Origin of the sequence: Candidatus Lernaella stagnicola (assembly GCA_030765525.1) — a bacterium.
Taxonomy (GTDB): Bacteria; Lernaellota; Lernaellaia; order Lernaellales; family Lernaellaceae; genus Lernaella; species Lernaella stagnicola.
Genome location: JAVCCK010000026.1, coordinates 17,409 through 38,575, shown reverse-complemented (window position 1 = coordinate 38,575; position 21,167 = coordinate 17,409). Strand labels below are relative to the sequence as shown.

At 57.9% G+C, this 21,167-nt stretch carries 34 protein-coding genes, 1 tRNA gene and 1 pseudogene; all 36 read left to right on the top strand.

From position 1 onward, the window contains the following. Positions 1-128: elongation factor Tu (tuf, locus tag P9L99_11840; protein ID MDP8224042.1), on the top strand; the 128-nt coding region annotated here is incomplete at its 5' end. Positions 129-140: 12 nt separating this feature from the next. After that, positions 141-452 (top strand): 30S ribosomal protein S10, encoded by a 312-nt coding sequence (rpsJ, locus tag P9L99_11835; protein ID MDP8224041.1) that lies wholly within the window; start codon positions 141-143, stop codon positions 450-452. A gap of 12 nt (positions 453-464) precedes the next feature. Then, positions 465-1,106: a 50S ribosomal protein L3 gene (gene rplC, locus P9L99_11830; GenBank protein ID MDP8224040.1), complete on the top strand. Its 642-nt coding sequence runs from the start codon at positions 465-467 to the stop codon at positions 1,104-1,106. A gap of 13 nt (positions 1,107-1,119) precedes the next feature. Next, on the top strand, positions 1,120-1,740 hold the full coding sequence (rplD, locus tag P9L99_11825; protein MDP8224039.1) for a 50S ribosomal protein L4: 621 nt from the start codon (positions 1,120-1,122) through the stop codon (positions 1,738-1,740). Next, the gene (rplW, locus tag P9L99_11820; GenBank protein MDP8224038.1) at positions 1,740-2,030 is read left to right on the top strand and encodes a 50S ribosomal protein L23; all 291 of its coding nucleotides are present in this window, start codon (positions 1,740-1,742) and stop codon (positions 2,028-2,030) included. Before rplD ends, rplW begins: the two co-directional genes overlap by 1 nt. Positions 2,031-2,042: 12 nt before the next feature. Continuing rightward, positions 2,043-2,867 carry a 50S ribosomal protein L2 gene (gene rplB, locus P9L99_11815; GenBank protein MDP8224037.1) on the top strand — a complete coding sequence of 275 codons (825 nt, stop codon included), beginning with the start codon at positions 2,043-2,045 and terminating at the stop codon, positions 2,865-2,867. 12 nt (positions 2,868-2,879) lie between these two features. Further along, positions 2,880-3,152, top strand: a complete 273-nt coding sequence (gene rpsS, locus P9L99_11810) for a 30S ribosomal protein S19 (protein ID MDP8224036.1) — start codon at positions 2,880-2,882, stop codon at positions 3,150-3,152. Positions 3,153-3,167: 15 nt separating this feature from the next. After that, positions 3,168-3,512 carry a 50S ribosomal protein L22 gene (gene rplV / locus P9L99_11805; GenBank protein MDP8224035.1) on the top strand — a complete coding sequence of 115 codons (345 nt, stop codon included), beginning with the start codon at positions 3,168-3,170 and terminating at the stop codon, positions 3,510-3,512. 11 nt (positions 3,513-3,523) lie between these two features. Continuing rightward, positions 3,524-4,156 carry a 30S ribosomal protein S3 gene (gene rpsC / locus P9L99_11800; GenBank protein MDP8224034.1) on the top strand — a complete coding sequence of 211 codons (633 nt, stop codon included), beginning with the start codon at positions 3,524-3,526 and terminating at the stop codon, positions 4,154-4,156. A gap of 18 nt (positions 4,157-4,174) precedes the next feature. Then, complete coding sequence (gene rplP, locus P9L99_11795; protein MDP8224033.1) at positions 4,175-4,585, top strand: 50S ribosomal protein L16; 411 nt, start codon at positions 4,175-4,177, stop codon at positions 4,583-4,585. A 1-nt stretch (position 4,586) separates the two neighbouring features. After that, a complete protein-coding gene (gene rpmC, locus P9L99_11790; GenBank protein MDP8224032.1) occupies positions 4,587-4,793 on the top strand; it encodes a 50S ribosomal protein L29 in 207 nt (68 codons plus the stop codon). After that, on the top strand, positions 4,786-5,052 hold the full coding sequence (rpsQ, locus tag P9L99_11785) for a 30S ribosomal protein S17 (protein MDP8224031.1): 267 nt from the start codon (positions 4,786-4,788) through the stop codon (positions 5,050-5,052). The genes rpmC and rpsQ overlap by 8 nt, the downstream gene beginning before the upstream one ends. 18 nt (positions 5,053-5,070) lie before the next feature. Then, on the top strand, positions 5,071-5,439 hold the full coding sequence (gene rplN / locus P9L99_11780) for a 50S ribosomal protein L14 (GenBank protein MDP8224030.1): 369 nt from the start codon (positions 5,071-5,073) through the stop codon (positions 5,437-5,439). Positions 5,440-5,493: 54 nt separating this feature from the next. Next, on the top strand, positions 5,494-5,823 hold the full coding sequence (gene rplX / locus P9L99_11775) for a 50S ribosomal protein L24 (protein ID MDP8224029.1): 330 nt from the start codon (positions 5,494-5,496) through the stop codon (positions 5,821-5,823). Positions 5,824-5,838: 15 nt separating this feature from the next. After that, positions 5,839-6,381, top strand: a complete 543-nt coding sequence (gene rplE / locus P9L99_11770; protein MDP8224028.1) for a 50S ribosomal protein L5 — start codon at positions 5,839-5,841, stop codon at positions 6,379-6,381. 14 nt (positions 6,382-6,395) lie between these two features. Then, positions 6,396-6,581, top strand: coding sequence for a type Z 30S ribosomal protein S14 (locus P9L99_11765; GenBank protein ID MDP8224027.1), 186 nt, complete (start codon positions 6,396-6,398; stop codon positions 6,579-6,581). Positions 6,582-6,596: 15 nt separating this feature from the next. Beyond that, a complete protein-coding gene (rpsH, locus tag P9L99_11760; protein MDP8224026.1) occupies positions 6,597-6,995 on the top strand; it encodes a 30S ribosomal protein S8 in 399 nt (132 codons plus the stop codon). Positions 6,996-7,022: 27 nt separating this feature from the next. Beyond that, positions 7,023-7,559, top strand: a complete 537-nt coding sequence (gene rplF / locus P9L99_11755) for a 50S ribosomal protein L6 (GenBank protein MDP8224025.1) — start codon at positions 7,023-7,025, stop codon at positions 7,557-7,559. 15 nt (positions 7,560-7,574) lie between these two features. After that, complete coding sequence (gene rplR, locus P9L99_11750) at positions 7,575-7,946, top strand: 50S ribosomal protein L18 (GenBank protein ID MDP8224024.1); 372 nt, start codon at positions 7,575-7,577, stop codon at positions 7,944-7,946. Positions 7,947-7,956: 10 nt separating this feature from the next. After that, on the top strand, positions 7,957-8,466 hold the full coding sequence (gene rpsE / locus P9L99_11745) for a 30S ribosomal protein S5 (protein ID MDP8224023.1): 510 nt from the start codon (positions 7,957-7,959) through the stop codon (positions 8,464-8,466). 29 nt (positions 8,467-8,495) lie between these two features. Further along, on the top strand, positions 8,496-8,681 hold the full coding sequence (gene rpmD, locus P9L99_11740) for a 50S ribosomal protein L30 (GenBank protein ID MDP8224022.1): 186 nt from the start codon (positions 8,496-8,498) through the stop codon (positions 8,679-8,681). Beyond that, a complete protein-coding gene (rplO, locus tag P9L99_11735) occupies positions 8,681-9,133 on the top strand; it encodes a 50S ribosomal protein L15 (GenBank protein MDP8224021.1) in 453 nt (150 codons plus the stop codon). Before rpmD ends, rplO begins: the two co-directional genes overlap by 1 nt. 16 nt (positions 9,134-9,149) lie before the next feature. Further along, positions 9,150-10,457 (top strand): preprotein translocase subunit SecY, encoded by a 1,308-nt coding sequence (gene secY / locus P9L99_11730; protein ID MDP8224020.1) that lies wholly within the window; start codon positions 9,150-9,152, stop codon positions 10,455-10,457. Positions 10,458-10,460: 3 nt separating this feature from the next. Continuing rightward, positions 10,461-11,105, top strand: coding sequence for an adenylate kinase (locus tag P9L99_11725; protein ID MDP8224019.1), 645 nt, complete (start codon positions 10,461-10,463; stop codon positions 11,103-11,105). Next, on the top strand, positions 11,086-11,865 hold the full coding sequence (gene map, locus P9L99_11720) for a type I methionyl aminopeptidase (GenBank protein ID MDP8224018.1): 780 nt from the start codon (positions 11,086-11,088) through the stop codon (positions 11,863-11,865). Before P9L99_11725 ends, map begins: the two co-directional genes overlap by 20 nt. A 15-nt stretch (positions 11,866-11,880) precedes the next feature. Beyond that, the gene (gene infA / locus P9L99_11715; protein MDP8224017.1) at positions 11,881-12,096 is read left to right on the top strand and encodes a translation initiation factor IF-1; all 216 of its coding nucleotides are present in this window, start codon (positions 11,881-11,883) and stop codon (positions 12,094-12,096) included. Between the two features lie 61 nt (positions 12,097-12,157). Further along, a complete protein-coding gene (gene rpmJ, locus P9L99_11710) occupies positions 12,158-12,271 on the top strand; it encodes a 50S ribosomal protein L36 (protein ID MDP8224016.1) in 114 nt (37 codons plus the stop codon). A gap of 10 nt (positions 12,272-12,281) precedes the next feature. Beyond that, positions 12,282-12,647 (top strand): 30S ribosomal protein S13, encoded by a 366-nt coding sequence (rpsM, locus tag P9L99_11705; protein ID MDP8224015.1) that lies wholly within the window; start codon positions 12,282-12,284, stop codon positions 12,645-12,647. A 16-nt stretch (positions 12,648-12,663) separates the two neighbouring features. After that, a complete protein-coding gene (rpsK, locus tag P9L99_11700) occupies positions 12,664-13,053 on the top strand; it encodes a 30S ribosomal protein S11 (protein MDP8224014.1) in 390 nt (129 codons plus the stop codon). Positions 13,054-13,064: 11 nt separating this feature from the next. After that, positions 13,065-13,694, top strand: a complete 630-nt coding sequence (gene rpsD / locus P9L99_11695) for a 30S ribosomal protein S4 (protein MDP8224013.1) — start codon at positions 13,065-13,067, stop codon at positions 13,692-13,694. Positions 13,695-13,742: 48 nt separating this feature from the next. After that, the gene (locus tag P9L99_11690; GenBank protein MDP8224012.1) at positions 13,743-14,735 is read left to right on the top strand and encodes a DNA-directed RNA polymerase subunit alpha; all 993 of its coding nucleotides are present in this window, start codon (positions 13,743-13,745) and stop codon (positions 14,733-14,735) included. Positions 14,736-14,757: 22 nt separating this feature from the next. Next, positions 14,758-15,150, top strand: a pseudogene (gene rplQ / locus P9L99_11685) (50S ribosomal protein L17). A gap of 410 nt (positions 15,151-15,560) precedes the next feature. Next, on the top strand, positions 15,561-16,148 hold the full coding sequence (locus tag P9L99_11680; protein MDP8224011.1) for a TlpA disulfide reductase family protein: 588 nt from the start codon (positions 15,561-15,563) through the stop codon (positions 16,146-16,148). Between the two features lie 160 nt (positions 16,149-16,308). After that, positions 16,309-18,531 (top strand): hypothetical protein, encoded by a 2,223-nt coding sequence (locus tag P9L99_11675; GenBank protein MDP8224010.1) that lies wholly within the window; start codon positions 16,309-16,311, stop codon positions 18,529-18,531. A 228-nt stretch (positions 18,532-18,759) separates the two neighbouring features. Then, positions 18,760-20,985, top strand: coding sequence for a hypothetical protein (locus tag P9L99_11670; GenBank protein ID MDP8224009.1), 2,226 nt, complete (start codon positions 18,760-18,762; stop codon positions 20,983-20,985). 91 nt (positions 20,986-21,076) lie between these two features. Continuing rightward, positions 21,077-21,149, top strand: a tRNA-Met gene (locus P9L99_11665). The last annotated feature ends 18 nt before the right edge of the window (positions 21,150-21,167 follow it).

Genomic DNA, 21,167 nt, shown 5'->3' with positions numbered 1-21,167 from the left:
CGGGCGAGAACGTGAAGATCAGCGTGGCATTGATTACGCCGATTGCGATGGAAGATGGACTGCGCTTCGCGATTCGCGAAGGCGGCCGTACCGTCGGCGCCGGCGTCGTATCAAATATTTTCGAGTAAAGGGGTACGACAGTGGAAGGGCAAAGAATCCGGATCCGCTTGAAAGCGTACGACCACAAACTGTTGGATAAATCGGCGCGGGAAATCGCACTTGCGGCCAAAAATACTGGGGCCGCCGTCAGCGGGCCGATTCCTTTGCCGACCCGCATCGAGAAATTCTGCGTGCTGCGCTCGCCGCATGTCGACAAGAAGAGTCGCGAGCAATTCGAGATTCGCACGCATAAGCGGCTGATTGAGATTTACAACACCAATCAGCAAACGATGGACGCAATGAACAAAGTCGAACTGTCCGCCGGCGTGGCCGTCGACATCAAATTGATCTGACTGGAGTAGCCGATGGCAACGGGAATCTTGGGGATAAAAAGGGGAATGACGCAGGCCTATGATAAGGCCGGCACGCGTTTCCCCTTGACGGTCATCGAGGCCGGCCCGTGTACCGTGGTTCAAGTTAAAACCGATAAAAACGAGGGCTACAACGCCATCGTCGTCGGTTTTGGCGAAAGAGACCTGCGTAAGCTCACCCAACCGGAAGCCGGGGTTTTCAAAAAGGCTTTGGGTGAGAAGACGCGCACCGGCTTCCGCACTGTGCGGGAGTTTCGTGTTGACGACCCGAGCGCCTTTAAGGTGGGTCAGGTAATCACGGTTGAACAGTTCAACAGTGGTGACTTGGTTGACATCACGGGCAAGAGCAAGGGTCGGGGTTTTGCCGGGACCATCAAGCGGCACGGCTTTTCGCGCGGCCCGCTGACTCACGGTTCGAAGAACAAACGCGAGCCCGGTTCCATCGGCATGAGTGCATATCCCGGCAGGGTCGTCAAAGGCAAAAAGATGGCCGGCCAGTTGGGTAACAAAAAGGTAACCGTGCAGCGTCTACAGATTTTCCAAGTGGACGCCGAGAAGAATCTGCTATTTGTCGTTGGCGCCGTCCCCGGAGCGAACAGCGGATTAGTCACGGTCAAACCGAGCGTTAAGGCGTAGGAGGGGCGGACTGATGGCAAAACACGATGTCCTGAATATGCAGAATCAGAAGGTCGAACAAGTCGACCTGCCTGATCGCGTGTTCAACGGCGAAGTGAAAGAACATTTGTTCTGGGAAGTCGTGCGGCAGCAAATGGCCGGGCGGCGGAGCGGCACCGCACACACGAAAGAGCGGAGCGAAGTCAATTACACGGGCCGCAAGATGTACCGCCAAAAAGGCACGGGCCGGGCGCGCGCGGGTGACCGCCGCAGTCCGGTGCGGGTTGGCGGCGGCACGACCTTCGGGCCGCGCAATCGCAGCTATGCCTACCGCGTACCGAAGAAAGTGCGGCGCGCGGCGGTGCGCAATGCGCTGACGATGAAGCTGGCCGAAGGCAAACTGCTGATTTTGGACAACCTGGATTTGCCCGAAATCAAGACCAAGCTCTTTGCCTCATTGATGAGTGATTTAGGCGTCACGAGCGGTTTGTTCGTCATCGACCAGAAGAATGAGGTCGTGGAGAGAAGCGCTCGCAACATTCCGAAGGCCAAAGTGTTGCGCGTGGAGGGTCTGAACGTATACGACCTGCTGCGCTACGAACACGTGGTATTGACCAAGGACGCCTTGGCCATAATCGAAGGAGCGTTGGCGTAATGAAAGCGGCGTACAAAATCATCAAGCGGCCGGTTATCACTGAGAAAGCCAACCTTGCGCAGGAAGATCGAAACAAGGTGACTTTTGAAGTTGCGCTCCACGCGAACAAAGTGGAGATCGGCAAGGCGGTCGAGGAGTTGTTCGACGTAACGGTTGAGGACGTGCGCACCCAGGTGATGCCCGGCAAGCGCAAACGGCTCGGCCGTCACATTGGTTACACACCGAAGTGGAAGAAGGCCACGGTCACGTTGCAAAAAGGCGACTCGATCGACTTCTTCGAAGGCGTGTAAGGGGAAACGATCATGGGTATCAAACGATACAAACCAACGAGCCCGGGCCGACGCTTCCAAACGGTCTCTACCTTTGAGGAAGTTACGCGCCGCGAGCCCGAGAAAAGCCTGCTGGCGCCGCTGAAAAAGAGCGGCGGTCGCAACGTTTACGGGCGCATGACGGTCCGACATCGCGGCGGCGGTCACAAACGGCGTTATCGCCTCATCGACTGGAAACGCGACAAGCGCGACATCCCGGCCAAGGTCGTCTCGGTAGAATACGACCCGAACCGCAGCGCGCGTATTTGTCTGCTGCAGTATGTCGACGGCGAAAAAAGATACATTCTGCATCCGCAGGGCGTGCGGGTCGGCGACACCTTGGTGGCGGGCGATCACGTGGATATCCGCCCGGGCAACGCGTTGCCGTTGGGCAACATGCCTTACGGAACCTGGGTGCATAACGTGGAAATGAAGATCGGCAAGGGCGGCCAGCTCATTCGCAGCGCGGGTACTTACGCGCAGTTGCTGTCGGTAGAGGGCAACTACGCACTGCTGAAAATGCAGAGTGGCGAAATGCGCCGGGTGCACGTACGTTGCTTTGCAACGGTCGGTCAGGTCGGCAATATCGATCACCAGAATATCAAGATCGGAAAAGCCGGTCGCGCGCGCTGGATGGGACGACGCCCGAAGGTGCGTGGCGTGGCGATGAACCCGGTCGATCACCCGCACGGCGGCGGCGAAGGCCGCACCAGCGGTGGTCGCCACCCGGTAACGCCCTGGGGCGTGCCGACCAAGGGTTACAAGACGCGTAAAAAGAACAAGCCGTCGAGCAAATACATCGTCAAACGGCGCAAGTAAGGAGACGAAGGGATGGCCCGCAGCATCAAAAAAGGACCTTTCATCGACGACCACTTGTTGGAGAAGGTTCAGCACGCGAAAGCGATCGGCGCTAAGCAGGTGATTCGGACTTGGTCCCGGCGATCGACGATCGTTCCCGAGATGGTTGGACTGACCTTTGCCGTCCACAACGGGAAGAAATTCATTCCGGTTTTCGTGACCGAGAACATGGTGGGTCACAAACTGGGCGAGTTTTCGCCGACGCGGACTTTCCGGGGTCATTCCGGCGACCGCAAAGGCGCTTAGGCGGGGAGTAGGAATATGGAAAGCACGGAAATTCGGGCGAAGGGACGCTTCCTGCGGTTCTCCCCGTTCAAGGGCCGCGTCGTCGCCGCGCAAGTCAAGGGCAAGCCGGTGTACGAGGCGCTCCAGTTGCTGAAGTTTTCGCCGAAAAAGGGTTCGGCGCCGGCCATCTACAAGGTGATGGCCTCCGCTCTGGCCAACGCGCAGCAGCGAGAGGGCGTGGATGTCGACGGTCTGTTCGTCAAGAACGTCATCGTCGATGAAGGTCCGACGCTCAAACGCATCCGCTTTCGGGCGCGTGGTCGGGTCGATCGTGTTTTCAAACGAATGAGTCACGTAACTGTGATTCTGGATCAAGCATAACGAGGTGAGCCGTGGGACAGAAGACCCATCCGATCGGTTTTAGGCTTGGCATTTCCAAAGACTGGAACAGTCGCTGGTTTGCCGAGGGCAAAGAGTACCGCGAGTACTTGCACGAGGACTTGAAACTGCGCAAGCACATCAAGGACAAGCTCGGCCATGCCGCGATTTCGAAGGTGGATATTGAGCGTCGCGCCAACAAGGTCGACGTGACGATCCATACGGCGCGTCCCGGCATCATCATCGGCAAGAAGGGCGCCGAGGTCGAAGTGTTGCGCCGCGAACTCAACGAGATGTTGGGCCGCGACGTCTACATCAAGATCCAGGAGATCCGCCGGGCCGACGTGGACGCTCAGTTGGTGGCCGAAGGTGTGGCCAACCAGTTGCTGCGCCGCATCGCCTTCCGCCGCGCTATGAAAAAAGCGGTGGGCAACGCCATGAAAATCGGCGTCAAGGGAATTCGGATCGCCACCGCCGGTCGTTTGGGCGGCGCGGAAATGAGTCGCCGCGAATGGTATCGCGAGGGTCGCGTGCCCTTGCACACCTTGCGGGCGGACATCGACTACGGTTTCGCGGAAGCCCGGACCACCTACGGCGTGATCGGCGTCAAGGTATGGATTTACCACGGCGACGTGGTCACCTCGTAGGCAAAAGGAGCAGACGCCATGTTGATGCCCAGCAGGACCAAATATCGCAAGCAGCAAAAAGGCCGCATGCGAGGCGAGTCGTACCGCGGCAATAATTTGGACTTCGGCGATTACGGATTGCAGGCCGTGGAGCGCGGGCGTTTGACCTCGCGGCAAATTGAGGCGGCTCGTATTGCCATGACCCGTCACGTCAAACGCGGTGGTCGCGTGTGGATTCGGATATTCCCGAGCAAACCGATGACCAAGAAGCCGGCGGAAACCCGGATGGGTAAGGGCAAGGGCTCCCCGGAGTATTGGGTGGCGATCGTCAAACCCGGCCGGATGCTCTATGAAATGGAAGGCGTAACGCGTGATCTGGCTAAGGAAGCGTTTCGGTTGGCCGCGCACAAGCTACCGATAAAAACCCGTTTTGTGACGCGGGAGGATTAGCATGAAGGCGAAAGATTTGCGCGAAATGTCGCCCGACGAATTGGGCACCAAAGAACAGGACTTGATTCAGGAATTGTTCAACCTGCGTTTTCAAATGTTCACGGGGCAACTCGAAAATAACGCGCGCCTCACGCAGGTGAAACGCGACATCGCCCGCGCCAAGACAATCCGGCGCGAACTCGATATGCAGGGGAAGGCACATGGCTAGCGAAGAAAAACGCGGTAATCGTCGCGTGCTGCAGGGAGTGGTGATTTCTGACAAGGCGGCCAAAACCGTCACGGTCAAAGTCGATCGCTTTTTCCAGCACACGAAGTACAAGAAATACATTCGCCGCAGCAAGAAATACATGGCGCACGACGAACATGACACTGCCAACACGGGTGATACGGTACAAATCGTGGAATCCCGGCCGTTTTCGGCGCAAAAGCGTTGGCGTGTGACGAAGATCGTCAAACGGGCCGACTAGGCCAGGCGGAGGCAGGCGATGATTCAAATGCAAACCCAACTTTCGGTGGCGGATAATTCCGGCGCCCGGAAGTTGCAGACCATCAAAGTTCTGGGCGGTTCCAAACGCAAGTACGCCCGGGTGGGCGATGTGATCGTCGTGTCGGTCAAGGAAGCGATTCCGAACGCCAAGGTCAAAAAAGGCGACGTGGTGCGGGCGGTGGTCGTACGAACCAGATATCGCGTCGCCCGACCGGACGGCACATACATTCGTTTCGACGAAAACAGTGCCGTGCTGATCAGTAAAACCAAAGAGCCGATCGGCAATCGTATTTTCGGACCGGTGGCCCGCGAACTACGGCATAAAGGCTTTAATCGCATCATTAGCCTGGCGCCGGAAGTGTTGTAGGAGACGAGAATGGCACGCGCGAAAAAACAAAAGCCGGCAAAGGCCAAACAAAAGATGAGAATCAAAAAGGGCGATATCGTCCACATCGTCGCGGGCAAGGAACGGCGTCGATTAGACGACCCGGCCAAACGCGGCAAGGTGTTGAAGGTGTTCCCGGAAACACAACGTGTCCTGGTCGAGCGCATAAATATCATCAAGCGCCACCAGCGGCCCAGCCGCACGAACCAGCAGGGCGGCATTATCGAGCGGGAAGCGGCGATCCACGTGTCGAACGTTCGACTGGTCGACCCGAAAACGAACAACCCGACGCGGGTTACGTACAAGATTTTGAATGACGGTACCAAAGTCCGGATCGCCAAAGACAGCGGCGAGCAACTGGACTAACTGGGAGCGTAAACGATGACGCCGAGATTGAAACAGTTTTACATGGAGTCGGTGATCCCCGAGTTGATGAAGCAATTTGGCTTCAAGAACGTCAACGAGGTGGCCCGCTTGAAGAAAATCGTCCTGAACATGGGTTTGGGCGAGGCGATTCAAAACGCGAAGATTTTGGACAACGCCGTCGAGGAATTGACAGCGATGACCGGACAGCGGGCGGTGATTACCAAGGCGCGTCGCAGCGTGGCGGCGTTCAAGTTGCGCGAGGGGATGAGCATCGGCACCCGCGTGACGTTGCGCAGCGACTATATGTGGGAGTTCTTTGATCGCCTGGTTAGCGTGGCGCTGCCGCGGGTGCGCGACTTCCGCGGCGTTTCGGAGAAGGCCTTTGACGGAAGAGGGAACTACACCCTGGGCGTACGGGAACAGATCATATTCCCGGAGATCGACTACGACAAGATCGACAAGATCCGGGGGTTGAACATCACTATCGTCACGACCGCAAGGACTGATGAGGAAGGTTACGCGTTGTTGAAACAATTGGGCGTTCCCTTCCGCCGGTAAAAGGAGATTGTTGCGTGGCTAAGAAATCGATACGGATTCGGGCCAAACGCCCGCCTAAGTTCCAGGTTCGCGAGTACCACCGGTGCCCGCTTTGCGGTCGCCCCCGTGCGTATTATCGCAAGTTCGACATGTGCCGGATCTGCTTGCGTAAGCTGGCGTTGCAAGGCGAATTGCCCGGCGTCGTAAAGTCGAGCTGGTAGAAAGGGTTTGCAGCAATGGTCATGACCGATCCATTAGCGGACATGTTCACGCGGATTCGCAATGCGGGCCGCGCGCGACACGACATGGTTGAGATGCCTGCGTCCAAGGTCAAGGCGGCCGTCGCCAAGATTTTGAAAGACGAAGGGTATATCAAAGCCTTCCGTGTAATTGAAGACAACAAGCAGGGTGTTTTGAAGATTTACCTGCGTTACCGCGAAAACGGTGAGCCGACGATTGCCCAAATTCGTCGCATCAGCCGGCCGGGTCTGCGCCGCTATGTCAGCGCCGACGAGTTGCCGGAGGTACTTGGCGGTCTGGGCTTGGCCATTGTCACTACGAGCCGTGGCGTGATCAGCGCCGTGACGGCCGGAGAGATGAATATTGGTGGCGAGTGGCTCGCCGAGGTGTGGTAAGCCGGATTGCTTTGAGGAGTTACAGCGATGAGCCGCATTGGCAAATTACCGATCGCGATCCCCAAAGGGGTGAAGGTCCAAGTTAACGGACGACAAGTCCACGTGAGCGGACCGCAGGGAAAGCTGCAGTATGAGTACGTGGCACTGGTTTCCGTGTCCGAGGACGAGGGCCGGCTTTGGGTGAAACGCAACGACGAAACGAAAGACAGTTCGCGGATCCAGGGCCTCACGCGCACGCTGATCAACAACATGGTGATTGGTGTGTCGGAAGGGTACAAGCGCGAACTGGATATCGTGGGCGTCGGCTATCGAGCCGAGGTCAAGGGCAAGATGCTCGTTTTGAACGTGGGTTATTCGAATCCGGTCGAGGTCCCGTTGCCTGCGGGCGTCGTAGCCGTGGTCGAAAAAAACACGCACATCACGCTGACCGGCTTCGACAAACAGTTGCTGGGTCAGTTCGCCGCCGACGTGCGCAAGGTGCGGCCGCCCGAACCTTACAAAGGCAAGGGCATCAAATATTCCAACGAGATCGTGCGCCGCAAAGAAGGCAAAAAACAGGGTTAACAAAGGAGCAGGGTTGTGGCTACGTCGTATAAACACGAAAAACAATCGCCGCGTCAGCGCCGGCAGCGCCGCGTGCGGCGTAAGGTGCGCGGTACGGCCGACCGTCCGCGGCTTTGTATCTTTCGCAGCAATAAGAACATTTACGTGCAGGCGATTAACGACGCGGATGGTTCAACCGTCGCTCAGGCCAGCACCTTGGACAAAGCCTATCAACCGTCCGAGGAAAAAGGAAAAATCGACGCGGCCCAGGCCATAGGCAAACAAATTGCCGAACGACTGTTGGCCACGAACTACAAGCAAGTTGTGTTCGATCGCAACGGCTTCCTGTATCACGGCCGTGTCAAGGCTGTGGCGGAAGCGGCCCGTGAAGCCGGGCTGGAATTCTAGGGAGCGATTCATGGCATTCGGTAGCAAACGCCCGTTCCGGGAAGAAGACAGTGAATTCATCGACAAAGTCATTCATATCAATCGAGTGGCTAAGGTCGTCAAAGGCGGTCGGCGATTCAGCTTTTCCGCATTGGTGGTTGTCGGCGACGGCAAGGGACGCGTAGGCGTCGCCTTGGGCAAGGCCAACGAGGTGCCTGAAGCGATTCGCAAAGGCATTGAAAAGGCTAAAAAGACCATGTTCCGCGTGCCGATCACCGACGGCGACACGATCCCTTACGAGGTGGTTGGCCGTTTCGGTGCGGGGCGCGTGCTGCTCAAGCCGGCCGGCGAAGGTACCGGCGTAATCGCCGGGGGCGCCGTGCGGGCCGTGTTGGAAGCAGCCGGTGTGCACAATATCTTGACCAAGTGCCTGGGTTCACGGAACCCACACAATTTGGTCAAGGCGACGGTGGAAGGCTTGAGACAGCTTCGCTGGCCGCATGAATACAAGCGGATGTTGGCGCAAGCCGACGCCGACTAAGACGACTTGCAGCGACGAGGAGAAGAACGATGAGCGGGAAACTTCGCGTGACGCAGACCGGCAGCACCATTGGGCGACCGGAGAAACAGCGCGTCATCATTAGAACCCTTGGTTTGGGTAAACGGCATAAAACCGTCGAGCTTCCCGACAACCCGTGCGTGCGCGGGATGGTCAAAAAGGTCATCCATCTGGTCAAGGTGGAGGAGGTGTCCTAATGGCGGACTTGAGTAATCTGAAACCGCCGGCGGGCGCGGTCACGAAATCCAAGCGCAAGGGCCGCGGCCAAGGTTCCGGTCTGGGTAAAACCGCCGGACGAGGCAGCAAGGGTCAACGGTCGCGCAGTGGTGGCGGCAAAGGCCCGGGCTTCGAGGGTGGCCAGATGCCCCTGCAGCGGCGTCTGCCCAAGCGCGGTTTTTATAACCGTTTTGCCAAGAAATACACGGTGTTGAACCTGCAGCAACTGTTTGGCAAGTTCGACGCGGGCGACACCGTTGATCCCATAACGGTCGTGGAGAAGAAATTGGTGCGCAAAGTGGCCAAAGATGGATTGAAGATCCTCTCGGAAGGCGACCTGACGGTTGCGTTGACGGTCAAAGCGCACAAGGCGTCGGCCAAAGCCGTGGAGAAAATCCAGGCGGCGGGCGGCACTTTCGAGCAACTGAACTAGGTTTGAGGACAGCACAGTGATCGGCGCTTTTGCAAATATTTTCAAGATTCCCGAGCTGAAACGCCGCGTGATATTCACGGCGATCATGCTCGCCGTGTATCGCGTGGGTACCATGATCCCGACCCCGGGCGTGGACGGCGCGCAGATCGCCAATTGGTTTTCCCAGCAACAGGGAACCATCTTCGGCATGTTTTCGATGTTCTCCGGCGGCGCCATGGAGCGCGGCTCCGTGTTCGCACTGGGGATCATGCCGTACATTTCGGCGTCGATTATTCTGCAACTTTTGACGGTCGTGATTCCGCACCTGGAGCGCCTGAGTAAGGAAGGCGAAGTAGGTCGCCGGAAGATCACCCAGTACACTCGTTACGGCACCGTCGTGTTATCCCTTTTCCAAGGTTACATGATCGCCTACGCGCTTGAGCAAGGCCTGCTCGGCGGCGGCGCGGTGCTTACCCCGGGTCTTTATTTCCGCTTGATGACGATGATTACGCTGACCGCCGGTACCGCATTTATCATGTGGCTCGGCGAACAGATCAGCGAACGCGGCATCGGCAACGGCATTAGCTTGATCATCTTCGCCGGCATCGTCGCACGTATGCCGGTGGCGATTATTCGTTTGACGCAGCAGTCCTTTGAACAGGACCGCGGCGTACTCAAGATCGTCCCGATTCTGGCGGTGATGGTGGCCGTGATCGGCTTCATCATTTACGTCGAGCGCGCCCAGCGGAAAATCCCGATCCAGCACGCGAAGCGGGTGATCGGCCGCAAAATGTACGGCGGCGTGAGTACTCACCTGCCGCTGCGGATCAACACCGCCGGCGTGATTCCGCCGATTTTCGCCAGTTCGATCTTGATGTTCCCTACGACGATCACCCAGTTTTTCCCCGACAATTCGATCCTGCAGCGATTGAACGACTGGATGCAGCCCACGGCGTTGTTGTACAACCTGGTGTACGTCGGACTGATCATCTTCTTCTGCTACTTCTATACCGCGGTTACTTTCAACCCGGTGGATGTGGCCGAGAACCTGAAAAAGACCGGCGCCTACGTGCCGGGTCGTCGGCCGGGAAAAGCGACTGCCGACTACATCGACAAGATCCTGACTCGCATCACCTTCGGCGGCGCTCTTTACGTGGCAACGATTTGCGTGTTGCCGACCATTTTGATCGCGCAGTTCAACGTACCTTTCTACTTTGGCGGCACGTCGCTGCTGATCGTCGTGGGTGTGGCCCTCGACACGATCCAGCAGTTGGAAAGCCACATGCTGACCCGGCACTACGACGGTTTCCTGGGCGGCAAAGGCAAATTCAAAGGGAGGAAGTAGTAGATGCGGCTTATTCTTCTCGGCCCGCCGGGTGGTGGAAAAGGAACGCAGGCGCGGGCGCTCATCGAGCGCTTTGACATCCCGCAGATTTCGACGGGCGACATTTTGCGCGCCGCGGTCAAGCAAGGAACGGAACTCGGCCTGAAGGCCAAGCAGTTTATGGACGCGGGCAAGCTCGTGCCGGACGAAGTGATCATCGGCATCATCCGGGATCGCATCCAGGTCGATGATTGCAAAAACGGCTACCTGTTTGACGGCTTCCCCCGCACTGTCGCCCAGGCCAACGCGCTGGCCGACATGCTGGCCAAAGACAGCGAATCGCTCGATCACGTGGTCAGCATCGATGTGCCGGACGAAGAAATCGTCGGGCGGCTCACGGGTCGACTGACATGCCCGAACTGCAATGCGATGTACCACGAGAAGACCATGCCGCCGCAGGTTGCCGATACCTGTGACCGCTGCGGCCACGTGGGACTGATCGTGCGCGATGACGATAAAGAAGAAACGATTCGGCAGCGGTTGGCGAATTTTCATCAGCAAACCGCGCCGCTAATTGCATATTACGACGAACGTAAGTTGCTCCGCCCGGTCGGCGGAGTCGGCAAGCCGGCGGAAATCGGCGAACGGATTGCGGCGATCTTTGACTGATAATGTGATCACGCTCAAATCACCGGCCCAGATCGCAAATTTGCGATCGGCCAACCGCATTGTCGCCGAGGTATTGGCGACGTTGCGCGAGGCGGCGGCTCCGGGCATGAGCACGATGGATCTGGAAAACGTGGCCATGGACGTGTGCAGGAAGTACAAAGTCCGGCCGGCTTTTTTAGGTTTGTACGGCTTTCCGCGGAGTTTGTGCATATCGATCAACGAGGAAATCGTCCACGGTATCCCCTCGACCAAGCGCATCTTGAAAGAGGGCGATTTGGTTAGTGTCGATTACGGCGTGGTGTACGAGGGCATGTACGGTGATGCGGCGATCAGCTTCGGGATCGGGCGTATGGACCCGGAGACCGAACGACTGATGAAAGTCACCGAGGAGTCCTTGTATCGGGGTATCGAACAGGCGCGCGAAGGCAATCGCCTGCCGGCCATCAGCCGGGCGGTACAGCAGCATGTCGAGGATGCGGGCTTTTCGGTGATTCGGGACTTCGTCGGCCACGGCGTCGGCGTGGCACCGCATGAGCCGCCTCAAATCCCCAATTACGTGGGGCGGGCGACTCCGAATACGCGGCTTCGAGTGGGCATGACTATGGCCCTGGAGCCGATGGTCTCCACCGGTCACTGGGCGATTGTCGTCTTGGACGACGGCTGGACCGCAGTTACGAAAGATGGTAGCCTCGCGGCCCATTTTGAGCATTCGATCGTGATCACAAACGATGGACCGGAGATTTTGTCGGTCCTCGGTTAGGACAAAAGGAACACAATGGCCAAAGACGCAATCGAAGTGGAAGGCCGGGTTATCGAACCGTTGCCCAACGCCATGTTTCGTGTGGAACTGGAGGGCGGGCATCGGGTTTTAGCCCATATTTCCGGCAAGATGCGGATGCACTACATCAAGATCTTGCCCGGCGACAAGGTGACTGTGGAACTGTCGCCGTACGATCTGACCCGAGGTCGGATCACGTATCGGTCGAAATAATAGGTTTGGATTTTCGGCGAGAGTTGCCACGACGGCGACGCGTCGAAAAGGAGTAGTGGTTATGAAAGTACAGGCTTCGGTCAAAAAGCGCTGTATGAAGTGCAAGATTATCCGCCGTAAGGGTGTCGTGCGCGTCATTTGCGAGAATCCGAAACATAAGCAGCGGCAAGGGTAGGAGGACTACGATGCCACGTATAGCCGGTGTCGATATTCCGAACGATAAGCGAATTGTGATCGCGTTGACCTACATCTACGGGATTGGGCCGACGACCAGCAAGAAAATTCTGGTCGAAGCCGGGATCGACGAGTCCGTGCGCGCCGGCAAACTAGCCGACGCCGACCTGGCCCAGATCCGGCGGATCATTGATTCGAAGTATCGAGTGGAAGGTGACCTGCGTAAAGAAGTGCAAATGAATATCAAACGGCATATGGACCTGGGTACTTACCGCGGTTTGCGGCACCGGTCTGGACTGCCATGTCACGGCCAACGCACCAGCACCAATGCGCGCACCCGCAAGGGACCGCGCCGGGCGCTGGGCCGTAAAAAATAGCGACGGAGGGTAGTCGATGGCTTCTCCCAAACGCGGAGCAAAGCGGAAGATTAAGAAGAACGTGCCGCAAGCGGTAGCGCATATCCGTAGTACGTTCAACAACACGACCGTGACGATCACCGATACCTCGGGCAATACCTTGGCGTGGGCGTCCAGCGGCACGCAGGGCTTCAAGGGAAGCCGTAAAGGAACGCCGTTTGCCGCGCAGCTTGCCGCCGAAGACGCGGCTCGCAAGGCGGCCGACCATGGCGTGCAGCAGCTTTCGATCGAGGTCAAGGGACCGGGGCCCGGCCGTGAGGCCGCCCTGCGCAGTCTGCTGAATTGTGGCTTCAAGATCACGATGATCAAAGACGTTACGCCGATTCCGCACAACGGTTGTCGGCCGCCTAAACGTCGGCGCGTGTAAGGAGAGATATTGTGGCAAGGTATACTGGACCCGTTTGTCGTCAATGCCGCCGGGAAGGCGAAAAACTCTTCCTGAAGGGCGATCGTTGCTACACCGATCGGTGTGCGTTCGAACGTCGCAAAGAACAGATTCCCGGCATGCATTGGCAACGTCGCAGCAAAACCAGCGACTACGGCACCCAACTTCGCGAGAAGCAGAAAGCCAAGCGGCTGTACGGCGTTTTCGAACGCCAATTCCGCGGCTACTTCGCCAAGGCCGACCGTATGAAGGGCGTCACGGGCGAAAATCTGCTAGCTCTGCTCGAACGCCGTTTGGACAACGCCGTTTTCCGTATGGGTTTCGCCGCCAGCCGCCGCCAGGCGCGGCAGTTGGTGCGCCACGGTCATTTCCATGTTAACGGCCGCAAGGTCGACATCCCGAGCTTTTTGGTCAAACCCGGTGACGTGGTCGGTGTGCGGGAAGGCAGCCGCAAAGTTCCGTTGATCGCCGAAGCGATGGAAACCCTGGCTCGTCGTGAAGTGCCGGTCTGGGTCGACGTCGACGGTGCGAAATTCGCGGGTGAAGTTAAGAACGTTCCCACGCGAGAAGAAATCGGCGGCACGATAAACGAGCAGCTGATCGTCGAGTTGTATTCGAAGTAATGACCGGCGACGAAAACGATAGTTACCCTAAGCAAGGGAGTCGATAATATGTACCACGTATGGCGCGACCTGATTCGACCGAAACGAATCGCGGGCGAAAATGTCACGGACAACTACGGCCGCTTCACGTGTGAACCGCTCGAGCGCGGCTTCGGCACGACGCTGGGCAACGCGATGCGCCGCGTGCTGTTGTCCACCCTTCAGGGCGCCGCGATAACCGCGGTGCGTATTGATGGGGCGGCGCACGAATTCACGACGCTGCCGGGCGTTACCGAAGATGTCACCGACATTTGTCTGAATCTCAAACAAGTGCGGCTGCGGCTGGATACGCCCGACACCCGCACGTTATATTTGAAGCACAAGGGCTCAGGCGTGGTTACCGCGGGGATGATCGCGGGCGACCCGAACGTGACGATTCTCAATCCCGACTTGGTTATCGCGACGTTGGCCAAAGATGCCGATTTGAACATGGAACTCGAAGTGCGCACTGGGCGGGGCTACGTGCCTACGGAATACCTCGTCGAAGAAGAAGTGCCCATCGGCACGGTCGTGTTGGACGCGAATTTCAGCCCGATTGTCAAATGCAACTACCAAGTGACCAACGCGCGTGTCGGACGCCGCACAGACTATGATCGCTTGATCATGGAAATCTGGACCGACGGTTCCATCACGCCGGAAGACGCGCTGGCCGTGTCGGCGAAGGTGCTCAAAGAGCAGTTTACCGTCTTCATCAATTTTGATGAGGAAGAGGAAATCTACGAAGAGGAAGTCGAAGAAGAGGATGAGGTTCTCAACGAAAACCTCAATCGCTCGGTCGAAGAGCTCGAATTGTCGGTGCGCAGTGCCAACTGCCTTAAAAACGCCAACATCCGTTACATCGGAGAACTGGTACAGCGAACCGAAGCGGAAATGCTCAAAACGAAGAACTTCGGCCGCAAGTCGCTCAACGAAATCAAAGAAATCCTGGCCGAAATGGGCTTGTCGCTCGGCATGAAAGTGACGAATTGGCAGCCGCCCGAAGAAGTCAAGGAAGAAGAATAGTCTGCAACGAGGTTAGCGAGTTATGCGACATCTAAAAACGGGAAGAAAACTGGGCCGTAATTCTTCGCATCGCAAAGCGATGTGGCGCAACATGACGACCAGTATTATTGAACACGAACGCATCCAAACAACGGTGGAAAAAGCCAAGGAATTGCGACGGTACGCCGAAAAAATGATCACGTTGGCCAAACGCGCTCGCGCGCTGGGCGACGGATCGACCGACCGCGACATCGCAGCCAAGCAATTGCATCTGCGGCGCCAGGCCCTCGCGTTCATTCGTAACGCCGACATCGTCAGCAAGCTCTTTGGTGAAATCGCCGAACGTTTCGCCGACCGCCCGGGCGGATATACGCGCATCATCAAAATCGGCATCAGGCGGGGCGACGCGGCGCAAATGGCCTACATCGAACTGCTCGGTGAAGACGAGAAGATTGGCGTCGAGAAAAAGACGCCGCGCAAAAAATCGAAATCGAAGGCCAAAGCCAAGCCAAAGAAAAAGGCCGCGGAAGACAAGGCGCCGGTTGAAGAAGAGGCCGTAGTCGAAGAGACGCCGGCGGAAGAAGCCGTGGTCGAAGAGGCTCCGGCGGAAGAAGCCGTGGTCGAAGAGGCTCCGGCGGAAGAAGCCGTGGTCGAAGAGGCTCCGGCGGACGAGGCCCCGGTTGAAGAAGAGCCCCCGGCCGAGCCGGAAGCTCCGGCCGAGGAGCCCGCTCCGGAAGACGACGGCGACGAGGAAAAATCCGAATAACGACCGATGCAAATCGGTTACCATGAGCGGGCAGGACACTTTGTGTTTCTGCCCCGTTTTTTATTGAGCCGAGGAAAATAATGAGTGAGCCTTCCGGTAAAGCCAACCCATGGTACGCCGACTTTCGGATGTACCTGTTGATATTCATCGTACTCACCGTGTTCATGCTCAAAGCGGTTTTCAGCGGCAGCCCGACGGCGAGTTGCGGCACGCCTTCTGTCGCGGCGGATTTCCGTGTGGCCGGTCTCGATGGAAAAGAAGTGCACTTGAGCGACCTGAAAGGGAAGGTCGTATTCCTCAACTTTTGGGCCACTTGGTGCAAACCCTGTATTCGCGAATTACCGTCGATCCAAAACCTGCAAAAGCGCTACGGCGCGCGCGACGATTTCGCGATTGTCGCCGTGTCCGTCGACGAAGGGCCGACCAAGGAACTCAAGGACTTCCTCGACGGCTTCAATCGTCGCACGGCGGTCGAACCGTTGAGTTTTCCCGTTTTCCACGACCCCAAGGGTGAGACGGCGGCGGCCTATCATGTATCTGGTTTTCCGACGACCTTTTTGATCGACCGCGATGGACAGATTCACCGGCGCTTCATTGGTCCGCGGCATTGGGGTGACAAGCACTTCCTTGCCATGCTGGACGAACTCCTGGCGGCCCCCACCCAGTAACCGGACTGTCGGCACGAGCCGCTTTCTGTCTGCTATCCGTATTCCCTTTGGCGGCCGGTCGAAATAAACATACCAACAAGTATTCCAAATTGACTATGGCTGAATATTCCGATATCATGATGATGCAACCGATTGGTTTCGCAAATGGGAGGGCATTTCCATGAGTATCCGAAAAGCGAAACTGTCACACATCACTCTTCTTGTATCCCTGCTTCTCTTGATATTGCTTGCTTTTGTCGCCTGCGATGATGGAGATAGCAACGACAACGACGACGGTGACAATGTAGACGACGATGCCACCGACGACGACACCGGCGGCGACGATGACACGGGCGGTGGCGATGACGACACCGGCGGCGGCGATGACGACATAACCGAATTCCAAATCAGTGTCGTGGATGGCGGAACGCCGCGAGGAATATCGTTGGTTCTCGCCTCAGATGGCGTCGTTCATTTCGCTACGTCGAAAGCGCGGCGCTTGGTTTTGCACACGCTTTCGAATGGGGAAATGACTAACGAGACCTTGTACGACTTCGCCGGAAGCCCGGAATTGAACATCGATGACACCGGAAATCTGTACGTGTTTTTCCTTGACCTGTTCGCGAAGGGCACGGCGGTTGCGAGCAACGCAACGGGCGAGTGGGTCATCGAACCGGTCGAAGTACCCGGCGCGTTCTTCGACCCGGAGTACTGGGACGCCTATCAGACGTACTTCGATTTCGCCGTCGACGGCAACGGCGTCCAACATGCGTGCTACTGGCACGAGACGGATAACAATCTGGCCTACGCAACCAAAACCTCGGGCGTTTGGACGTACGAGACGGTGGATGCAAACGTCGATACCGGTGTGTTCTGCAGTCTGGCGTTCGATCAGAACGATGCGGCGCACATTGCGTATTACGAAGAGTCGCCCGGTAAGGATGACATCACCCGGACCTTAAAGTACGCGACCAATGCCTCAGGCTCGTGGGTGACCGATACGGTCGACCCGGCGCCGCTTATGGGTTGGAACACGGATATTGCTGTGGACCCACAGGGCGACGCGCACATTACCTACCTCGATTACGACGCGAATCTGCTTCATTACGCCGGCGGCCATCCGGGCGATTGGACCATGGACCTGGTCGATGACTCCGGGGAACAATTCGGTCGACACAGCATTGCGGCGGGCGCGGACGGCAGCGCACATGTTACCTACGGCGAGTGGTCCTCGCCGGGTGAATTGAGATACGCGACGAACGCTTCGGACAACTGGGTTCACGGCGTCGTCGAAGCCGGGACCTATGGCACGCAAAACGCGATCGCCGTCGACGCCGAAAGCCGAGTACATATCGCATACAACGGCCCCCTGTTCAGCGCGAAGTACGCGGTCAAGGAAAACGCCGATTGGGAGCTTACTGAGATCGACAGCGGCTCCAGCGTGGGCGGGAAAGCTGCGGCTGCAATCGGGCCTAATGGCGAGGTCGGCGTTGTGTACGACATATTCTCCGAAGGCACTATCGTTTACGGCCAACACACGTCGGAAGGATGGTCCACCGAGGTGATCGAATCGGCCGTTACCGACGTGCAAGAAATAGCGGCGAAACGGGCGTCAGATGGATCGTGTCACGTCGCGTACTACCTGTTCGACGCTCAAACGCTGCGTTACGCGACGAACGCCAGCGGCGCTTGGCAGGTCGAAACCGTCGGCGAAGTCGGTTGGCTCGTGAGTGATCTCGATCTCGTGATCGACACGAACGATGTTGTCCACCTCCTGTTTTACGAAGTCGGCGACGACGTCATGCGTTATGCGAACAACGCCACCGGAACGTGGGTGTTCGAAACGGCTTACGATAAAGCCGTACGCGAAGGAGCGGCGTTGGCCGTGAGCGCCGAAGGCGTGGCGCACGCCTTTTTCCAGGCGGAATTCGGCGTGCGTTTGCTCCACGCGACCAATTCCGGCGGTACCTGGCACTCTGAGGTCGTTGATGGCGACCACAACTCGGGGGACCAACCGTCGGTTGTGATCGACCATGCGGGCAAGCTGCATGTCAGCTACGAAGAGATCGCTACTTGGTCGGCTCGTTACGCGAACAACGTAAGTGGCGCTTGGCAGATTGAAACGATTCCGACTTCCCGGACCGGCAACCTATTCACTTCCATCGTTTGTGACGCCGACGGGCATATTCACATCGCGGTGAAAGCCGACTTGGACGGGATCGAGTATTTCCCCGACGTCGCCGCGGGCTGGGATCCTCGGCTGGTCGACGGTGCCGGCTATTTTCGGGACTTCGTCGACTTAGCCGCGGCGCCTGACGGGCTGGTGCACATGTTCTATATGGTGAGCGAAGCGTTGTGGTGGGCGTCGTTCCCCGTGGGGTACGACCTGCCGACGCTGAACTAGAATATTCGCGTAGGCTACCGGGTCGTTGAGAGAGGACCGTTCGGCTCTTTCTCAACGCCCCGTTCCGATTTACCCGCCGTTCATACTCCGTCCAACGTCGACTTTATGCCGCACTGTGAAAACCGGGCCACGAGTACGTCGCACCGATCGGCGCGAGCGAATTATTTCCTCAAAAGGCGACAATATGGTAGGAATCAGACAAGGGATAACCGCGAGGGAGATCGCGCAATGAAAATGAAAATTGGTCTTTGTATCCTGCTCGGCTTGGCCATGATTGCGGCTTTGGTGGCCGGATGCGATTGCGGCGATGATGACGATGACACCGAAAACGACACCGATGACGACGCCGTGGATGACGACGACGACACAAGCGATGACGACACCGATGTCGATGACGACACAATCGGTGACGACGACACTGGCGGAGACGACGATACAGGTGGCGACGACGATCAGCCGCCGCGCATTGAACGGGTTGAAGGCGGCATTCCGGGTCAAGCCGGCACGTCCATGGTGATCGGGCCCAACGGCGATCGATACGTGGCCTCCACAACGGCTCGCGAGTTGTTGATCTATACGGTTTCCGATGATCGCAAGGCTTCCGTGACATCGGTCTACGCGTTCGCGGCGAATCCGATTATCGACCTCGATGCCGCTGGAAATCTGTATGTACTGTTCCAGGACATTTGCGCCGAGCAGCTCGCCTTGGCCGATAACGCCGGCGGCGAGTGGAACATCGAGCCGTTGGATTTAGCGAATCCCGATTTGGCGCGGAATGATTTCGATTGGAAAATCGACGCGGCGGGCGCGGCGCACCTATGCTATCGGCACGGATCGAACTACAACCTCGTGTACGCGACCAACGAAACCGGAATGTGGCAAACCGAAACGGCCGATACCTCTGCGGGCACCGGGCAGGATTGCGCGCTGACCGTCGACGGTGACGGAAGCGTGCACATCAGCTACGGCGACGCGGTCGGCCGGCATTTGAAGTACGCGACCAACGCGTCCGGATTATGGGTTTCGACGACGGTCGATAACACCGTCGACACCGACGCCGACACGGATATCGCCCTGGATGCGGGCGGCAAGGTGCATATCTCTTACCGCGACGCGAGCAACTACACCTTGAAGTACGCTACGAACGCCGGCGGCGGGTGGGGCCGTTTCGTGGTGGACGACACCGGCATGATGCGAACCGCGACGCGCATCGCCGTCGATCTTTCGGGTCAGGCGCACATCACGTACGGCGAGTGGACCGACGGATTGCGTTACGCCACGAACAAAACCGGTTCGTGGGTGCACCAGAATGTCGATAGCAACTGCCACGGCGATTATGCCGCTGTGGCCGTGTCGGATGATTACCGCGTGCATCTGGCCTACTCGTCCGACGCTGTCCGAGATTTGGGCTATGCCGTAAAGGGAACCGGGCTTTGGGATTATGAAACCCTGGACACGGGCATGGTCGTGGGCAACTACGCCTCGGGAGTCGTCGAGCCCAACGGCACGTTACACATTCTGTATCACGAGAGCGACGCCGATTATCTTCGTCACGCCGAGCAAACCCTTACCGGCTGGGAGATGGAATTCGTCGACACCAGCGGTGACAACGATTTACATATCGCCGCCGCGGCCGACAGCAACGGCGCGGTGCACGTGGCGTATTTTGACAATTCGACCGGTGTTTTACGTTATGCCGAAAACAGCGCGGGAAGCTGGGCGACCACGACAGTGGATGATTCGGCCATTGTCGGGTACTACGTCGGTATCGCGGTGGACACCGGCGACTTCGTACACATTACCTATTGGGATTTGACCAACCATGAGTTGAAGTATGCCGAGAACACCGGCGGGACGTGGGTGTCTGAAAGCGTCGCGACGGGAATGACCCTGTCGGGAGGAACCTCACTGGTTATCGACGACGTGGGGGCGGCGCACATCGCGGTTACGACGTCACCAAGTTACCAAATGAGCCACTATACAAACCAGGGTGGCGGTTGGACCAGCGAGGTGATCGACAATACGAACCACTCGAGCGGCAACGGGTCATTGGCCATCGACGCCGAGGGGAACTTACACCTTGCCTATGGCGACATCGACAACGACGTTGTGCGTTACGCGACCAACGGCAGCGGCGCCTGGGAAAACGAAGCGGTGACCACCACCGCTGACGGCATCATGAATCGCTGGGTGTCCATGGCCATGGACGAGGACGGATTCATCCACATCGGCGCGACCGAATACAGCGACATGGGCATTGCCCCGACCGGCGTGCATTACCTGACGAACCTCTCCGGCGATTGGACTCGCACGCCGATCGACCTGGCCGGATACATGGGCGAATACGTCACGTTGTTGATTGTCGACAACGAAGAAATACACATGACCTACGGCGGGGAGGCCGCCCTCTGGCACGCCGCGTTTCCTCTGGGTTTCGGCGCACCGACGCCCTAACCGGCGGTGATCGGCCGCGTTTTCGAGGCCCCCGGCGGGTGCGTTACGTCTTGACAAAGGGCCGCGGCTCAATAAAATCAGGCGGTGCTTCGGCAGCGTAGCTCAGGAGGTAGAGCAAGCGGCTCATATCCGCTGTGTCAGGGGTTCGAGTCCCTTCGCTGCCATCGGAAAGGCCGGCCGGG